This is a genomic window from Leifsonia sp. GW821-FHT13C05, assembly GCF_058806515.1.
On record NZ_JBXAPT010000002.1, the window covers coordinates 50,657 to 67,698 of the forward strand.

A 17,042-nucleotide genomic window follows, 5' to 3' on the forward strand; every position below is an offset into this window, starting at 1 on the left:
TGCTATGGTCTGGATAGTTATTTCCACGTTGCAACTCTCGATGATGAGGATGTGATGGGTCCACGAACCGAACCCGCAGCCCCCGCAGCAACCCGCGCGACCCGTCCCGTCCTCGGCGGCAGGACCTGGCTGGCGCTCGTCGTCGTCGGTCTGGTCGGCCAGCTGGCCTGGACCGTCGAGAACATGTACCTCAACGTGTACGTGTACGACACCATCTCCCCCGACCCCAACGTCATCGCCATCCTGGTCGGGTCGAGCGCGGTCGCCGCGACCGTCGCCACACTGCTTGTCGGAGCCTGGTCCGACCGGATGGGTCGCCGCCGCGCGCTCATCGCCGTCGGCTACGTCGCCTGGGGCATCTGCACGGCCGCGTTCGGATTCGTCGGAGCCCCGTCCGGTGCTGAAGCTCCCACCGGGGCCGCCCTCATCGGCGCCATCGTCGCGATCGTGCTGCTCGACTGCGTGATGAGCGCGTTCGGCTCCGGCGCCAACGACGCCGCATTCAGCGCGTGGGTGACAGACTCCACCGCTCCGGCCAACCGGGGCAGGGTCGACGGCGTGCTCGCCGTGCTCCCGCTGATCGCCATGCTGCTGGTGTTCGGGCTGCTCGACGGCCTCACCCGCGCCGGAGACTGGAAGCTGTTCTTCGGCGTGGTCGGCATCATCACCATCGCGACGGGCGCGCTGTCGTGGTTCCTCATCCGGGATCGCGGCGTTCCGGCCAGGCGGGAGCGCATCCTGAGCGCAGTGGTGCACGGTCTGCGCCCGAGCACGGTCAGGCGACAGCCCGCCCTCTATCTCACGCTGGCGATCTGGGCCGTCATCGGCACGAGCACCCAGGTGTTCCTGCCCTTCGTGATCATCTATCTGCAGCGCTACCTCCGCATCGAGTCGTACGCGCTCGCCCTCGGAATTGTCCTGATCCTGGCGTCCGCGCTGAGCATCGTCGCCGGCCGCGTGATGGACAGGGTCGGCAAGGCCAGGTTCCTGCTCCCCGCCGTCGGCGTCTTCGCTGTCGGCCTGATCGCCATGACCTTCGCGCGCGACCTGCCGCTGGTCATCGCGGCGGCCACGGTGATGATGGCGGGCATGATGGCGTCACTGGCGACGGTCTCCGCGATGACCCGCGACCACACCCCGGCCGACCGTGCGGGTGCCGTGCAGGGCATCCGGATGATCCTCGCGGTGATGATCCCGATGATCGCCGGTCCGTTCCTCGGTGCCGCTGTCATCTCCGGTGCGGCGAACACGTACACCTCGCTCGGCGTCGTGCAGCCGGTGCCCGGTCCGGAGATCTTCGCGACGGCGGCCGTGGTGCTCGTGCTCGTTCCCGTGCTCGTCGCCGTGCGCGCGAAGTGGGGCCGCTCGTGAGCCTGAGGACGCCGTGGGCCGACTCCCTCGACCGGGATGCCGTGCTGCAGGAGTACCCGCGACCGCAGCTCGTGCGCGACAGCTACCTCAACCTCAACGGCCGGTGGGAGTACGCGATCACCGACAGCGCAGAGCATCCGGTGGACTGGGACGGAGACATCCTCGTGCCGTTCTCCCCGGAGGCGGAGCTCTCCGGCGTCGGGCGGCAGCTGCTTCCTGGACGGCACCTCTGGTACCGGCGCACGGTGCGCATCCCGAGCGGGTTCGCGGAGGACAGGGTGCTGCTGCACTTCGGGGCCGTCGACCAGGACTGCGTCGTGTACCTCGACGGCGTTCGGGTGGGCGGGCACTCCGGCGGGTTCCTGCCGTTCTGCATCGACCTCGGTTCCGCTCTGTCCGACGAGGCCGAGCACGTACTGACCGTCGACGTGGTCGACGTCAGCGACACGAGCCACCGTTCCCGCGGCAAGCAGGCGTTGCGCCGCGGGGGCATCTGGTACACCGCGCAGTCCGGGATCTGGCAGACGGTCTGGCTGGAGTCCGTGCCGGCGGTGCACGTGCAGCGGCTCGACATCCGGCCGCTGCTCGCGGACGCCACGGTCGAGGTGACCGTGATCGGCAGCGCCGCCTCGACGACCACCGAGGCCACGGTCGTCCTGACCGCCGACGGCGCGGTGGTGTCGAGCGGCAGCGGCAGGCCGGGCGAGCCGATCACCCTCCCCGTCGACGACGTGCGTGCGTGGAGCCCGGAGGATCCGTACCTCTACGACCTCGAGGTGCGACTCGGCACCGACAGCGTCACCAGCTACGTCGGGATGCGCTCCGTCGGCGTCGAGCGCGACGGGAACGGCATGCCCCGGCTGCTCCTCAACGGCCGCCCGTACTTCCACGCCGGCGTCCTCGACCAGGGCTACTGGCCGGACGGCCTGCTCACCGCACCCTCCGACGACGCGCTCATCCACGACATCCAGAGCATGAAGGAGCTCGGCTTCACGATGCTGCGCAAGCACATCAAAGTCGAGTCGCTGCGCTGGTACCACCACTGCGACAGGCTCGGGATGCTCGTGTGGCAGGACATGGTGAACGGCGGCCGCCGGTACAACCCGGCGGTCATCACCGCACCGGTTCTGCTGCCCGTGCGCATCGACGACCGGCGGCATCTTGTCTTCGGCAGGCAGGATGCCGCGGGGCGCGAGGAGTTCCAGCGCGAGCTCGCCGAGACCGTCACGCTGCTGACGAGCGTGCCGAGCGTGGTGGCCTGGGTGCCGTTCAACGAGGGCTGGGGGCAGTTCGACGCCCTCGACGCCGTGGAGCGCATCCGGTCGCTCGACCAGGACAGGGTCATCGACCACGCGAGCGGCTGGCACGACCAGGGCGGCGGCGACCTGCGCAGCCTGCACGTCTACTTCCGCCGCATCCGGCCGTCCAGGAGCTGGGGCCGCGACGGGCGCGCCGTCGTCGTGTCCGAGTACGGCGGGTACAGCCTCCGCCTCGCGGGGCACGCGTTCAGCGACCGCGAGTTCGGCTATCGCAGACTCCCGTCCGTCTCCGCGTTCACGGATGCGTTCGCCGCACTGCACAGGAACGAGGTGCTTCCCGCCATCGCGGAGGGGCTGTCCGGGATCGTGTACACGCAGCTCGCCGACGTGGAGGACGAGCTGAACGGCCTCCTCACCGCCGACCGGACCGTGCTGAAGGCCGACGCGGACACCGTCCGCACGATCACCCGGGAGCTGGCCGCGCGGTTCGCGCTCGTCGCCCCACCGAACCTGCCGGCACACGAAGGAGTCCAGGATGGGTCACAGAATCGTCGAGCGTGAACTGACGGAGCCCGTGTCGCTCTGCCTCGCGGATGGGCGGCTCGACCGCCGCTCGGTCGGCTGGTCGCGCACACCGCTGCACGACACGTCCGGCATCGACGGCCGCACCGTCTGGGGCCGCAACAAGCGCTGGGAGTACTGGGCCGTCACGACGCCGACGCACATCGTGTCTCTCACCGTCTCGTCGCTCGACTACGCGGCGGTGCACGGGATCATGGCCCACGACATCCGGTCGGGCGCGACCGTCGAACGCGGAGCCGTCTCCCCCCTCGCTGGGAGCGCGACCCTCCCTGCCCGGCTGGGCGCGTCGTCCGCCAGGGCGCGCACCCGCTCGCTGTCCATCGACATCGACGAGCTGCCGGGCGGCACGCGCCTGCGGGGAACAGCACCCGGCGTCGCCTTCGACATCACCGCCGAGCGTCCGGACGGACACGAGGTGCTCGCCGTCGTCGTCCCCTGGTCGCACAAGCGCTTCCAGTACACGGTCAAGGACGTCGCGCGCCCCGCCACCGGCTGGCTGGACATCGACGGCACGCGCGTGGAGCTGCCGTCCGGCGAGAGCTGGGCCGTGCTCGACCACGGCAGAGGGCGCTGGCCGTACCGGATGCGGTGGAACTGGGGCGCGGCATCCGGTGTGGTCGACGGGAGGACGATCGGCCTGCAGCTCGGCGGGAGGTGGACGGACGGGACGGGCTCCACGGAGAACGGCGTGCTCGTCGACGGCGTGCTGCACAAGATCAGCGAAGAACTCGACTGGGAGTACGACGAACGGGACTGGCTGGCGCCGTGGCGCATCCGCGGCAGCAGTGTTGACGTGACCTTCGTGCCGTTCTGGGACCACACGAGCTCGACGGAACTGGTCGTGTTCGGCAGTCGCGGCCACCAGTGCTTCGGCCACTACTCGGGATGGGTCGACATCGCGCAGGGGCGCATCCGGATCGACGGGCTGCTCGGCTGGGCGGAAGACGTGCGCAACCGCTGGTGATGCTCAGCCGATGAGCGCGTGCGCCCTGGCCGGGAACGATGTCGGAGACTCGGCGAGCAGCGTGAAGACGCCGAGCTCGCCGATCACGCTGTGCAGCACCCAGGTCCTGCTGTGCAGGCCGCCGGACGACGCGTAGTCGACCACGATCATGTCCGGATGCGGGGCGTCGCCCTCCAGGCGCAGGATGCGGGCGGTGCCGGAACCGGCGGGCCCGCTCAGCCAGGCCGAGCATCCACCCTGGTCGTCGCCGGAGCGGGGAGAGGCGATGGCGAGTGCTGCGTCGCTGACGCGGAGCACGGCGGGAGTCTGGCGCGTGGTCTTCACTGACATGGTGCGGTCTCCGATCGGTGCGGGTGGTGGTGCTGTGAAGGTGGTGCTGTGGTGCTGTGGTGAGCGGGGCGCCGCATATCGGTACAGCGCCCCGCTCGGCTCCGGCTGCGGAAGTGGACCTACGCAGTGGCGTCCGGAGCGGTCGGTGCGGGCCCGAAGGCCCGGGTGAGGTGCGTCACCAGCGGCGTTCGACCTCCTCGACGTGGCCGAAGACATCCGCGAACTCGACGACCTCGCCGGTCTCGAGCGTGATCCGCCCGGAGTAGTGGCCGAAACAGCTGTCCGCCCTGCTCATCACGATCCAGCGGTCGAACACGTGCCGGGAGTGGTGTTCCGGGGTGAAGGTGACCTCCACGCCGGGACCGGTGAGGGTCCAGGGCCGCAGCCACGCCGTCGGGTCGTAGCGCCAGTCGAGGTGCGAGCTGATCTTGTGCAGGCGGCCGTCGACGCGGATCCAGTTCTCGGTCGACGGGGTTCCGTCCGTCCACTTGCCGCCGAACTGCAGCCCGAGCTCCCGCCCGTCCGCGCTCAGGCCGTTGCCTGCTCCCCAGTTCCAGAAGGTGAAGTAGGGCCAGCGGCCACGACCGCGGTCGTGCACGGCGTACGACTCGTCCGGCTCGATGTGGTGGGTGACGCCGTCCACGACGATCACGCCCTGCGCGCGCAGGCAGTTGTCCTTCTTCGTGTATTGGAAGACGCGGTCGCTCCACGGGACGACGACGCCCATCGACTCGTGATCCGGTTCGCCGATGATGCGCAGGTCGACCGAGATGCGCGCAGACTCGGCGTGCAGCACGGTGTTCACCCCGCGCGGCGTCATCCTGACCAGCACGTCGTTGCGGCTGCCCTCCATCGGCTCGCGATTGGTCTCGTCGCGCATCCCGCCCGCTCCGGGGAACCAGGTGTTCCCACCCTGCCGGATCTCGGTGTACGTGGCGCGGTCGAGGTGGGTGACGGAGACGTTCGCGCGGTAGTCGTGGTGCGAGATGTTCATCGTGACGATCGACGTCGGCGTGACGATGGCCCAGTACTCGAAGCGCTTGTTGCGCCCCCAGCCCGGCAACCCCGTCCTGTGCAGCGCCCTGCGCGTCCAGCCGACCGCCGCCGGGTTCAGCTTGCCCGATGGGAGGCACAGCTCCGTCGTCTCGGTGATCTCGCGCTCGATGACGCTCTCGCCACCGGGCTCCACCTGTTTGAGAGGTAGCCTCACTCGTTCCGGCCTTTCTGTCTGTCGTCGTTCATGGGATCAGCCCTTCGTGGCGCCGTCGGCGAGGCCGCGGATCAGCCACTTCTGGACGAGGAGGGCGAGGATCACGACGGGCACGACCGTGAGCATGCCGGCTGCGGACAGCGCTCCCCAGTTGGCGCCGTGCTCCGTGTCGCCCGCCATCCCGGCGATGGCGACGGGGAGCGTCGTGGCCTTGCGATTGGTCAGCACCAGGGCGAAGAGGAGCTCCTCCCAGGCCAGGATGATGCTGAAGATGAAGGTGGAGATGAGTCCGGGCGCGGAGATCGGCACGATGATCCGGAAGAAGGCGCCCATCCGGGAGCAGCCGTCGATCATCGCCGACTCCTCCAGCTCCTTGGGCAGCGCGAGGAAGAACCCGCGCATCAGCCACATCACGTACGGGATGACGAACGAGCAGTACGCGAGGATCAGCGTGATGTGCGTGTCCGTGATCCCGAGCGTGCGGGCCACGAGGAACATCGGCACGGCCAGGGCGATCGGCGGAACACCGCGTGACGCAAGGATCAGCACGCCGATCGTGGCCGCGCCCTTGATCTTCAGGCGGGAGAGCGCGTAGCCGGCCATCGCTCCGGCGACCAGCGACAGGATGCCCGCCCCGCCCGCCACGATGATCGTGTTGATCATCTTCGGGCCGAGGCCGCCCTGCACGAACGCCTGCACGTACTGGTTGAGCGTCGGATCGAAGAAGATCGTCGGCGGGGTGGTGAAGATGTCCCTCTGCTGCTTGAACGAGGTGAGGAGCATCCAGAGCAGCGGAAGCAGGAAGAGCGCGCAGATGATGACGCCCGACCAGATGCGGGCTCGCTCGCTGCGGCGTCGCCGGACGATGGCGGAGGTCTTGGGCTGCTTCGTCTGCTCCCTGAGACTCTCCCTGTCCCTGGTGATCGTGGTCACAGTCTGTCCTCCAGTTTCTTGCTGCCCAGCAGGAACACGAACGTGAGGATCATCGTGATGACGAGCACGATCACCGCCATCGCCGACGACTCGCTGAACTTGAGCAATCGGAACGCCTGTTGATAGATGAAGAGGTTGACGACGTTCGTCGCCTCCCCCGGGCCGCCGTTCGTGGTCGCGAGGATGATGTCGAACATCTTCACCGCCCCCAGCCAGCGCACCACGAAGGTCGCGGCGATGATCGGGCCCAGCATGGGGAGGCTGACCGATTTGAGCGTCTGCCACCAGTTGGCCCCGTCCACCTTGGCCGCCTCGAACACGTCCTTCGGCAGCGCGAGCAGCGCGGCGGCGGCGATCAGGGCGACGAACGGCACGGAGCGCCAGGTGTCGATGAGAACCACGCTGATCATCGACATGGTCGCGTTGCCGAACCAGTCGATCGGCGGGATCCCGAACAGGCCGAGGAACCACCCGACCACACCCCAGAGCGGGTCGAGGATCATCTTCCAGATCCCGCCGGAGACGACGGGGGCCACGACCATCGGGATGAGGAAGAGGGCGCGGACGATGCCACGCCCTCTCCACTCGGCGTTCATCAGATAGGCGATCCCGAAACCGAGCACGATCTGCAGCGGAAGAGCGAGCACCAGGTAGATGCCGGTGACGACCAGGGAGTTCTGGAACGTCTCGTTCTGCAGTGCAGCCGTGTAGTTCTCGAGACCGACCCATTCGGTCGGTGAGAACGTTGCGAGGTCGAACTTCGAGAAGCTGATCTGCAGCGTGTAGAGCAATGGATATGCGAGGACAGCGGCGAGGAGCACCGTTGCCGGCAGCATGAACGTCCATCTGCTGAAGATGTCCCGCATCCGCGAGACGCGACGAGCGCGGTCCACACGCTGTCTCGTGAGTTCGACCGTCATGTTCCTACTTCTTCAGGAGTTTGTTGATCTGATCCGTGGCCTTCTTCAGCGCGTCCTCCGACGACGCCTGGCCTTGGACGGCTGCACTCGTCTGGTCGGCGAGGACCTCCTGGATCGCGTTCGACTCCGGGCTGCGGGGCCGCCACATCTGGCCCTTCTCCGCCACGTCGTACGCGCTCTGGATGGTCGTGAAGACCGGGGAGAGCCACGCCTGCTCGGGGGTGGTCGCGAGCGTCGACTTGCGGGCGGGGAACGATCCGAGGGTGTTGGTCGTCCAGACCTCGCCCTTCTTCGACGTCATCCACTGCAGGAACGTCCAGGCCGCCTCCGGGTGCGTGGAGTTCTTGAAGACCGAACCGCTCCAGATGCCGCGGTGCGTGCTCGGCCCGTCCGAACCGGCCGGCATCGTCTGGATGCCCACCTGGTCCGGCGTCAGCTTCGTGACGGCCGGGTCGACGGCGGCGCTCTTGTACGCGCTGCCCCAGGTGAAGATGGAGGCGACCTTGCCCTGGCGGAACGCATCCAGGGGCTCGGTGTAGTTGTAGTTCGTCGCTCCGGGAGGCGCGTACTTGAGCAGGTCGACCTGCGTCTGCAACGCGGCAGCGCCTTCCTTGGTGTCGAACGTCGGCTTCATGTTCTTGTCGAACAGAGCGCCTCCGTTGGAGTTGAGGACGGCCTGCCAGACCGGCGGGGAGAGCACTCCACGCATCCAGGTGAGCCCGACCGCCCACGAGTCGACCTTGCCGTCTCCGTCGGTGTCCTGCACCAGCGACGGAGCCTCCTTCAGGTACTGGTCCCAGGTGAGCTCGGGGGTGGGCTCTGCGAGACCGGCCTTCGCGTACAGCGCCTTGTTGTAGAACATCAGCAGCATGTTGGAGCGCAGCGGGACGCCGTACTGCTTGCCGTCCCACTCACTGGATGCGAGGGGCGCCGCGTTGAAGTCGGCCCAGTCGTACGCCTTGTCCGTCCACTGCTTCGCGTCGTTCTTGAGGTCGAGCAGCACCCCGGCGTTCGCCAGCTGCGGCGTCCACGGGTCGTCGAGCGTGATGAGGTCGTACTGGGGCTCGGGGTCCGTGCCGTTGAGCAGGCCCTTCGCGAGCAGTTCGGTGTACGGCACGGCGTCGATGGTGACGTCGATGTACGGGAACTCTTTGTTGAACTCGGGGACCAGCTGGTCCTGCCACTGCTGTGCGAACGCGTCGTTCGACATCATCGTGATCTTGACGTGCTTCTTGGCCGTTCCGATGCCTCCGCCGTCCGCGGCGGGCGCTTCGCTGGTCCCGGTGCACGCGGTGAGTGCGATCAGGCTGAGTGCCGCAGCTCCTGCGACTGCCAGCAGCCGTTTCGGCCGCCGTTGGGTGCCTGCTGTCATACAGATCATCTCCTCGTCGTTGAATGGATGTTCGTGGTCGGTGGCCGCTGGGCGCTTCGAGGAGGGGGTGCCTCGATGTGGTGTGCGAAACGGTGCTCCGGCCGGAATGTGAATGCCGGAGAGCTGGCGCCGGGGGTGTGGCGAGCTGCTCTGCAGAGACACTCAAGCAGACATTCCAAAATATTGCAACGTGGAAACATGCAAATGTGTCAACGTTGCAACAATCTGCTCCCCTACGATGTGACCGTGACCAGTATGGACGAGCAGACACCGGGCCGACGATCGGGAGCACCCACGATCAAAGACGTGGCCGCGCTCGCCGGCGTCTCGTACCGCACGGTCTCGAACGTCGTCAACGGGCACAAGTACATCAGCGAGGCGACCCGCACGAAGGTCGAAGCGGCGATCGCCGAGATCGGCTACCGCCCGCAGCTGGCGGCCAGGCAACTGCGCAGCGGACGGAGCAACCTGCTCACCCTGTCCGTGCCGTTCGTCTCCCACCCGTACTTCGCCCAGCTCGCCCACGCCGTCGTCACCGAGGCGGAACGGTTCGGCTACGACGTGGTGATCGACGAGACCAGGGGCCTGCTCGAGCGGGAGCTGCGCGTGGCGGCCGGATTCCGCACGATCCTCACCGACGGGATCCTGTTCAGCCCCCTCTCGATCGACCTCGAACGCTTCGAGGCGGAGCGCGGCTCGACCCCGCTGGTCCTCCTCGGCGAGCGCTTCCGCAGCGAGCGGATCGACAGCGTCGTCGTCGACAACGTCCGCTCCAGCTACGACGCGACGATGTGCCTCATCGAAAGCGGCAGGCGCACCCTCGGCTTCCTCGGAAACGTGAAAGTCGGAACGATCGGCGCGGCCCCGGCCGACCTCCGCATCCGGGGCTTCCAGAAAGCCCTCGACGAAGCAGGACTCACTGCGGACCCGGCGCACATCGTCACGGTGTCGCGCTGGGACCAGTCGAGCCCGGACGGCGACTACTCGCGCGAGGAAGGCTACGAGCGCACGAAGGAGTTGATCGAGCGGCTGGGTGCTGGTGGCGCGGGCGGCGCATCCGGCGCATCCAACCCCCTCGGCGGCCTGGACGGGCTGGTGTGCGCCAACGACCTTCTCGCCATCGGCGCGTTGCGGGCGTTCCGCGAGGCGGGCATCTCCGTGCCGGGCGACATCGCGGTGGTCGGCTGGGACAACACCGCGGAGGCCGCGTTCTCCGCCCCGTCGCTGACCACCATCTCCCCCGACCTGCACGAGATCGCCCGGCTGGCGATCGTCGCCATGTTGCGGCGCCTCGACGAGCCGGAGGCCGAGCCGCGCACCGACCACGCGCCGTACAGCCTCGTGCGCAGGGAGTCCACCGCGGTCGGCTGAGTGTCCCATAAATATTTCCACGTTGCAATAAGACAAGGATGTCTGATTGGATGCACGCATGACGCACCACGAGCCGCCGATGCCACTCGCCGGGGTGCCACTCCCCGGGGCACCGCTCGCGGGCATCCGGGTCGCCGACTTCACGCGCATCCTGGCCGGCCCGTACGCGACCATGATGCTGGCCGACTTCGGCGCGGACGTCGTCAAGATCGAGAGCCCGCTCGGCGACGACACCCGCCGCTGGCTTCCGCCCACCGACGAGCACGGCGACTCCACGTACTTCTCCGGCGTGAACCGCTCCAAGCGCTCCGCCGTCTGCGACCTGCGCACCCCGCAGGGCCTCGCCACCGCCCGCCGCCTCGCGCACACCGCCGATGTGGTGATCGAGAACTTCCTCCCGGGGACGATGGAGCGGTTCGGCCTCGGCGACGCCGCCGTCCGCGCGGCTAACCCCGGTGTCGTCTACTGCTCGATCACCGGGTTCGGACCGGGAAGCGACCTCCCCGGCTACGACCTGCTCGTGCAGGCGGTCGGCGGTCTGATGAGCGTGACCGGCGCGGCAGACGGACCTCCGACCAAAGCGGGCGTGGCCCTCGTCGACGTGCTCACCGGGCTCAACGCCTTCTCGGGCATCCTGCTCGCCCTCCGCACCCGCGAGACGACCGGACTCGGCGACCATCTCGACGTCGACCTCCTCAGCACCCTGCTCGCCGCCCTCACCAACCAGGCGTCGGGCGCGCTCGCCACCGGCATCGACCCAGGGCGTCTCGGCAACGCGCACCCGAGCATCGCCCCGTACGAGCTGTTCGCCTGCCAGGACCGCGAGCTCGTCATCGCGGTCGGCAACGACCGCCAGTTTGCCGCCCTCGCCGACGAGCTGGGCCGCCCCGACCTCGCCGCCGACGAGCGTTTCCGCAGCAACGCGCAGCGCGTCGGCCACCGGGATGCACTCCGCCGCGAACTCGAGTCCGTCCTCCGCACCGCTCCGGCCGCGCACTGGAAACAGCGCCTCGACGCCAGGGACGTGCCGGCCGGGCTGGTCAACACGATCACCGAGGCCGTGGCGCTCGCGGAGAGCCTCGGCGCGCATCCGGTGCAGCAGCTGGTCGACGACCGGGGCGAGGTCGGCGGCCGCCAGCCGGCCAACCCCATCCACCTGGCCGGTTCGCCTCCTCGGCCCGGCCGCACCGCGCCCGGCCTCGGCCAGCACGCCGACGCCGACTGGCTCCCCGCCGCCGCCCCGACCCCCCGCCACTCCACACCCGACGACGACCCCCGCACCCACCGACAGGAACCCCGATGACAGCCCTCTCCGACACCTTCGACCTCGCACCCCTCCTCACCGCCGAGGAGCTGGGCTGGCAGGAGCGCGCGCGCACGTTCGCCCGCGAGCGCCTGCTCCCGGTGGTCGACGAGGACTTCGAGAACCGGCACTTCCGCCGCGAACTCATCGCCGAGTTCGGCGCCGCCGGGTTCCTCGGCATGCACCTCCCCGACGATGGCTGCGCCGGGGCCGGAGCCGTCAGCTACGGCCTGGTCTGCCACGAGCTGGAGGCCGTCGACAGCGGGTGGCGCACGTTCGTGTCCGTGCAGGGTTCGCTCGCCATGACCGCCATCTCGCGGTTCGGCTCGTCCGATCAGAAGGCCCTCCTTCCCGCGATGGCCCGCGGCGAGCTGATCGGCTGCTTCGCGCTCACAGAGCCGCAGGGCGGAAGCGACCCCGCCGCGATGACCACCACAGCCACCAGGGACGGCGACGACTGGCTGATCAGCGGGCGCAAACGCTGGATCGGCCTGGCGGGCGTCGCGGACGTCGCCGTGGTGTGGGCGCGCACCGACGACGGCATCCGGGGCTTCGTCGTCGACACCGCCTCCCCCGGCTTCACCGCCACGATCATCGACGACAAGCTCTCCATGCGCACCTCCGTGCAGTACGAGATCGACCTCGACGCGTGCCGTGTCCCCGCCTCGGCGCAGCTGCCGGATGCGGTCGGACTGTCCGCACCGTTCACGTGCCTCAACGAGGCGCGGTTCGGCATCGTCTGGGGCGCGATGGGCGCCGCCCGCAGCTGCATCGAGGTCGCTGTCGAGCGCGCGACGTCTCGCGAGGTGTTCGGCTCACCGATCGGCTCGAAGCAGCTCATCCAGCAGCGCCTCGCCGACATGCTGGTCGAGTACGAGAAGGGCATGCTGCTCGCCCTGCACCTGGGTCGCCTGGAGGAGCGGGGAGCCATCACACCCGTGCAGATCAGCGTCGGCAAACTGAACAACGTGCGCGAGGCGCTGACCATCGCGCACAGCGCCCGGACGATCCTGGGCGGTGACGGTGTCACGAGCGCGTTCCCGGTGATGCGGCACATGGCCAACCTGGAGTCGGTGAGGACCTACGAGGGCACGGACGACATCCACACGCTCGTCATCGGCCGCTCGCTCACCGGGCTCTCGGCGTTCTGATGCCAGGACCGACCCCCGTGGAGGAGGCGGTCGCCGCCGCGGCCGCGTCCGGCTTCACCGCCACCACCCGCTCGGAGCGCGCCGCCGCCCTCGTCGCCTTGGCCGCCGCGCTGGAGCGAGCGAGCGCCGAACTCGTCGCCATCGCCGCGGCCGAGACGCACCTGACGCCCGGCCGCCTCTCCGGCGAGGTCACGCGCACCGCGAACCAGCTGCGCTTCTTCGCCGAGGTGATCGAGGAGGGCGGCTATCTCGAAGCGGCGGTCGACCGCGCCGACCGGTCCACGGTTCCTCCGCGCCCCGACCTGCGGCGCATGCTGCGCCCGCTCGGCGTCGTGGCCGTGTTCACCGCCTCCAACTTCCCGTTCGCGTTCTCGGTGCTCGGCAACGACACCGCGTCCACCATCGCGGCGGGGTGTCCCGTGGTGGTCAAAGCGCATCCGGGGCACCCGGTGCTCTCCCGCCGCACCGCGGAGCTGGCAAGGGAGGCGCTGGCCGCCGCGGGCATCCACCCCGATGCCATCACCCTCGTGGAGGGCATGGAGGCCGGAGTCGAACTCGTCCGTCACCCGCTCGTCACCGCGGTGGCGTTCACGGGTTCCGAGCGCGGGGGCAGAGCCCTCTTCGAGGTGGCGGCGTCGCGTCAGCAGCCCATCCCGTTCTACGGCGAACTGGGCAGCATCAACCCGGTCGTCATCACCGCCGCCGCGGCGAGCGCCGACGCCGCCTCCCTCGCCGCCGGGCTGGTGGAGGTGGTGACCAGGGACGCCGGGCAGTTCTGCACCAAGCCTGGCCTGGTGTTCGTCCCGGCCGGGCACGGCTTCGCCGCAGCGGTGGCGAGCGAACTCGCGTCGGCTCCCGCGCATCCGCTGCTCACCGACGGCATGACGAGCGCGTTGGAGCAGCGGGTGTCCGCGCTCTCCCGGCGCGACGACCTCGCGGTCTCCCGCGGGCCAGGAGACGCGGACGCGCGCCCCGCCGTGGTGACGGCGGACATCGCGGCGTTCCTCGCCGACCCGGATGCGCTGCTCGCCGAGTGCTTCGGCCCCCTGACCGTCGTGGTCGAGTACACCGCCGGCGACGACCTGCTCCCCGCGCTCGGCCACCTGCCCGCCTCGCTGACGGCGACCATCCGCTCGGCGCCGGACGAGGACGTGACCTGGCTCGCCGCGATCCTGTCGCCCCGGTGCGGAAGGCTGGTCTTCGACGGCTGGCCAACCGGTGTCGCGACGGGATGGGCCCAGCACCACGGCGGAGCGTGGCCGGCCACGACGGGCTCGCTGCACAGCTCGGTCGGCGCCAGTTCGCTCCGCCGCTTCCTCACCCCGGTCGCCTACCAGAACGCCCCGGAGAGCGTGCTGCCGGCCGAACTCCACGACGCGAACCCACTGCACCTCCCGCGCCGGGAGAACGGCCGGCTGGTGCCGGCTACACGCGGGTAGTCAGCACCTCTTCCACAGCGACCTTGCGCCCCTCTGTCAGGGAGAGGCTCAAGGCGTCCGCGGTGGCGATGGCCGCCCTGGCGGCGGTGCCGTCCGTGAGGGCGGCGAACTCGGGTTCCGGCACGTTGCCGCGCAGCAGTCCGTGGAAGTACGTGGTCTCCTCCTCCACGACGCCGCTCAACCAGAGCGGCGGGACGGTGGTCGGGTTTCCGTACATGATCGCGCCGTCCGACTCGCTCCCCGCGTAGATCTCGGCGCGCTGCGCGTCCTCCTCCGCGGTGCGGTGAAGCAGGTGCTTCGTCTCGGTGTCCTCGATGCGCACGGTCACCCCCGGATGCTGCATGTCGATCATGACCGCCCCGAGCGTGCCCTGGATGAGCAGGTGGTGCTCCGGCCACCGGAACGCGGAACCGTACTCCAGGGTCGCGAACGTGTCGTTTCCGAACTCGAGGGTGATGAGGAGCATGTCGTCCTCGTCGCCGAACTGCTCGCCACGATGCGCGACGTTCCCTCCGGCCATCGTCACCGTCCTGGCCGGGCCCATGATGAACTGCACGACGTCCAGCTCGTGGATGTGGTGGTACAGATGACCGCCGGACAGCTCGCGCTTCTTCTTCCACGAGATCGACGGCTGCGGCTCCTCCCAGCCGTTGCGCACGGCGCGGCAGAACAGCACCCTTCCGAGGGCGCCGTCGGCGATCAGCCTCTTCGCCAGCCGCACGCCGGTCATGAAGTTCATGACGTGTCCTGCCATGAACAGCACGCCCGCGTCTGCCGCCGCATCCACCATCTCGGTGCAGTCGCGGTAGGAGAGAGCGATCGGCTTCTCGCAGAAGATCGCCTTCCCCGCCTGCGCCGCCGCGACGACGGCCTCCTTGTGTGCCCAGTTCGGCGACGCGACGATGACTGCGTCCACCTCGTCGCTCTGGCAGAGCTCAGCCACCGATTCGGCGACGTCGGCGCCGAACTCGGCCGCGGCAGGCTCGGCATGGCGCGGGTCGAACACGCGGGTGATGCGCGCGCCGGGCAGTCGGGTGAACGCGCGGCCGAGCGCGAGGCCGAAGTATCCGGCGCCGACGAGTCCGTAGCGGATGGTTCGTGATTCGATGTCGTTCATTTGACGGACCCCTCCGAGAGCCCAGCTGCGATGTGTTTTTGGATGAGGAGGAAGAAGATCACGGACGGCAGCACGACGACCACGGAGGCGGCGAGCATCGCTCCCCAGTCGAGCACTTCCGAACCGCTCAGCGAGTAGAGCGCCACCGTGATGGGCATTCGAGCGGACTCGTTGATGAAGAGCAGCGCGAACAGGAACTCGTTGAACGAATTGATGAAGGTGTAGATCGCCGTCGCGACGATGCCGGGGGCGACGATCGGCGACGCGATGGTGGCGAACACCCTCCATCGGCCGGCGCCGTCGACCTGCGCAGCCTCCTCGATCTCCAACGGGACCGTCTGGTAGAAGGCGGTGAGCATCCACACGGCGTACGGAATGGAGAACGAGAGGTAGGCGAGCACGAGCCCGGCGTACGTGTTGATGAGGCCGAGGGAGATCATGATCGCCGTATAGGGAACGGCCAGCAGAATCGGCGGGAACATGTACGTGCTGATCAGCACCTGGGTGAGCCGCTGCCCCACCTTCGGGAAGAACCGGACGATCCCGTAAGCGCCGGTCGCGCTGACCACGATCGTGATGAGCGTCGTCGAGACCGAGATGATCAGGCTGTTTCCGAGGTTGTTCAGGATGCCGAGGTCGGCGACCACCTTCACGTAGTGGTCGACGGTGAACGCCTGCGGCCAGAAGCCGGTCGTGTTGCTCGCCAGCTCGGAGGAGCTCTTGAAGCTGGAGGTGATGATCCAGAGCAGCGGGAACACCGAGACGATGGCGAGCACGCTCAGGAAGACGTACGCGGGCGCGGCGGAGAAGCGGCGGATGATTCGACGGTTCATGAGGCGTCCTCCCTGTCCCAGCGGTTGAGCGATCGGAAGGCCAGCGCAGCGAGGACCAGCAGGAAGACCAGCAGCAGCACGGTCACCGCGGAGGCGACGCCGAGCTGCTGCAGCCCCCATCCGGTGCGGTAGGCGAAGATCGGCAGCGTCGTCGTCATCCCCGCCGGGCCTCCGCCGGTGAGCAGGAACAGCAGTTCGAAGTTGTTGAACACCCAGATCGTCCTCAGGATGATGAGCAGTCCGATCACCTTCTTGAGGTGCGGCATCGTGATGAAGCGGAAGCGCTGCACGATGCCGGCCCCGTCCACGGTCGCGGCCTCGAACTGTTCCCGCGGAACCGTCTTCAGCGCCGCGAGGATGTTGACCATGAACAGCGGGGCGCCGAACCACACATTGATGGCGACCACCGCCCAGAACACGGTGTCCGGGTTGGAGAGGAAGCTCACGTTCGACGACGTGATGCCGAGATCGGTGAGCAGGTTCGGGAGGAAGCCGTAGACATCGTTGAGGATCCAGCGCCAGCTGAAGCCGATCACGATGGCAGGGAACGCCCACGGGATGATCAGCAGCGTGCGGAACAGCCCGGTCAGGTGCCGGATGCGGTTGAGCGCGAGAGCTGCGAGGAACCCGATGACGAGCTGGCCGACGATGGATGCGACGGTCCAGCGGATGGAGGTGCCGAACGCCGCCCAGAACTCGGCGTCCTTGAGCACGGCGGTGAAGTTGTCGATGCCGATGAACTCGGCGTCCGGCCGGAGCAGGTTCTTGTTCGTGAAGCTGTAGACGATGCTCGAGAGCACGGGATAGAGGAGGAGGGAGACGACGACCAGCAGGGACGGCAGGACGAAGAGCAGCCTGGTGGCGCGGAAAGTTGCGGTTCGCATGGA

The 17,042-nt window shown here is 68.7% G+C and carries 15 protein-coding genes; 7 read left to right on the top strand and 8 right to left on the bottom strand.

Features of this window, described 5'->3' with window-relative positions; translation table 11 throughout:
- Positions 1 to 54: 54 nt before the first annotated feature.
- The 3 genes from AC1ROC_RS06790 to AC1ROC_RS06800 are packed head-to-tail and all read left to right on the top strand — an operon-like array spanning position 55 to position 4,176.
- Entirely contained in the window at positions 55 to 1,371 is a 1,317-nt protein-coding gene (locus AC1ROC_RS06790) for an MFS transporter (RefSeq protein WP_085368926.1), read from the top strand.
- The gene (locus AC1ROC_RS06795) at positions 1,368 to 3,191 is read left to right on the top strand and encodes a glycoside hydrolase family 2 protein (protein WP_085368949.1); all 1,824 of its coding nucleotides are present in this window, start codon (positions 1,368 to 1,370) and stop codon (positions 3,189 to 3,191) included. Before AC1ROC_RS06790 ends, AC1ROC_RS06795 begins: the two co-directional genes overlap by 4 nt.
- Entirely contained in the window at positions 3,166 to 4,176 is a 1,011-nt protein-coding gene (locus AC1ROC_RS06800; protein WP_085368927.1) for a DUF2804 domain-containing protein, read from the top strand. Before AC1ROC_RS06795 ends, AC1ROC_RS06800 begins: the two co-directional genes overlap by 26 nt.
- Before the next feature lie 3 nt (positions 4,177 to 4,179).
- Here AC1ROC_RS06800 and AC1ROC_RS06805 read toward each other — a convergent pair whose 3' ends face one another.
- The 5 genes from AC1ROC_RS06805 to AC1ROC_RS06825 form a co-directional block, all read right to left on the bottom strand.
- Positions 4,180 to 4,506 (bottom strand): hypothetical protein, encoded by a 327-nt coding sequence (locus tag AC1ROC_RS06805; RefSeq protein ID WP_143465700.1) that lies wholly within the window; start codon positions 4,504 to 4,506, stop codon positions 4,180 to 4,182.
- Positions 4,507 to 4,681: 175 nt separating this feature from the next.
- The gene (locus tag AC1ROC_RS06810) at positions 4,682 to 5,716 is read right to left on the bottom strand and encodes a DUF2804 domain-containing protein (RefSeq protein ID WP_085368929.1); all 1,035 of its coding nucleotides are present in this window, start codon (positions 5,714 to 5,716) and stop codon (positions 4,682 to 4,684) included.
- Positions 5,717 to 5,752: 36 nt separating this feature from the next.
- Positions 5,753 to 6,649 carry a carbohydrate ABC transporter permease gene (locus tag AC1ROC_RS06815; protein ID WP_210723965.1) on the bottom strand — a complete coding sequence of 299 codons (897 nt, stop codon included), beginning with the start codon at positions 6,647 to 6,649 and terminating at the stop codon, positions 5,753 to 5,755.
- On the bottom strand, positions 6,646 to 7,569 hold the full coding sequence (locus AC1ROC_RS06820) for a carbohydrate ABC transporter permease (RefSeq protein WP_210723966.1): 924 nt from the start codon (positions 7,567 to 7,569) through the stop codon (positions 6,646 to 6,648). Before AC1ROC_RS06820 ends, AC1ROC_RS06815 begins: the two co-directional genes overlap by 4 nt.
- A gap of 4 nt (positions 7,570 to 7,573) precedes the next feature.
- The gene (locus AC1ROC_RS06825; RefSeq protein ID WP_085368930.1) at positions 7,574 to 8,941 is read right to left on the bottom strand and encodes an ABC transporter substrate-binding protein; all 1,368 of its coding nucleotides are present in this window, start codon (positions 8,939 to 8,941) and stop codon (positions 7,574 to 7,576) included.
- A 255-nt stretch (positions 8,942 to 9,196) separates the two neighbouring features.
- On the opposite strand from AC1ROC_RS06825, the gene AC1ROC_RS06830 reads away from it, so the two are divergent.
- From AC1ROC_RS06830 to AC1ROC_RS06845, 4 genes are read left to right on the top strand one after another with little or no spacing between them, the layout of a single operon-like run.
- On the top strand, positions 9,197 to 10,312 hold the full coding sequence (locus tag AC1ROC_RS06830) for a LacI family DNA-binding transcriptional regulator (RefSeq protein ID WP_256921913.1): 1,116 nt from the start codon (positions 9,197 to 9,199) through the stop codon (positions 10,310 to 10,312).
- A gap of 58 nt (positions 10,313 to 10,370) precedes the next feature.
- Positions 10,371 to 11,615 carry a CaiB/BaiF CoA transferase family protein gene (locus AC1ROC_RS06835; RefSeq protein ID WP_492999010.1) on the top strand — a complete coding sequence of 415 codons (1,245 nt, stop codon included), beginning with the start codon at positions 10,371 to 10,373 and terminating at the stop codon, positions 11,613 to 11,615.
- Positions 11,612 to 12,766, top strand: a complete 1,155-nt coding sequence (locus AC1ROC_RS06840) for an acyl-CoA dehydrogenase family protein (RefSeq protein WP_085368953.1) — start codon at positions 11,612 to 11,614, stop codon at positions 12,764 to 12,766. The genes AC1ROC_RS06835 and AC1ROC_RS06840 overlap by 4 nt, the downstream gene beginning before the upstream one ends.
- Positions 12,766 to 14,205: an aldehyde dehydrogenase family protein gene (locus AC1ROC_RS06845; RefSeq protein ID WP_085368954.1), complete on the top strand. Its 1,440-nt coding sequence runs from the start codon at positions 12,766 to 12,768 to the stop codon at positions 14,203 to 14,205. Before AC1ROC_RS06840 ends, AC1ROC_RS06845 begins: the two co-directional genes overlap by 1 nt.
- Here the strand turns inward: AC1ROC_RS06845 and AC1ROC_RS06850 are convergent.
- From AC1ROC_RS06850 to AC1ROC_RS06860, 3 genes are read right to left on the bottom strand one after another with little or no spacing between them, the layout of a single operon-like run.
- Entirely contained in the window at positions 14,192 to 15,322 is a 1,131-nt protein-coding gene (locus AC1ROC_RS06850) for a Gfo/Idh/MocA family protein (RefSeq protein WP_492999013.1), read from the bottom strand. The genes AC1ROC_RS06845 and AC1ROC_RS06850 overlap by 14 nt on opposite strands.
- Positions 15,319 to 16,155 carry a carbohydrate ABC transporter permease gene (locus tag AC1ROC_RS06855; protein WP_492999015.1) on the bottom strand — a complete coding sequence of 279 codons (837 nt, stop codon included), beginning with the start codon at positions 16,153 to 16,155 and terminating at the stop codon, positions 15,319 to 15,321. Before AC1ROC_RS06855 ends, AC1ROC_RS06850 begins: the two co-directional genes overlap by 4 nt.
- Positions 16,152 to 17,039, bottom strand: a complete 888-nt coding sequence (locus AC1ROC_RS06860; protein WP_492999017.1) for a carbohydrate ABC transporter permease — start codon at positions 17,037 to 17,039, stop codon at positions 16,152 to 16,154. The genes AC1ROC_RS06855 and AC1ROC_RS06860 overlap by 4 nt, the downstream gene beginning before the upstream one ends.
- Positions 17,040 to 17,042: the final 3 nt, after the last annotated feature.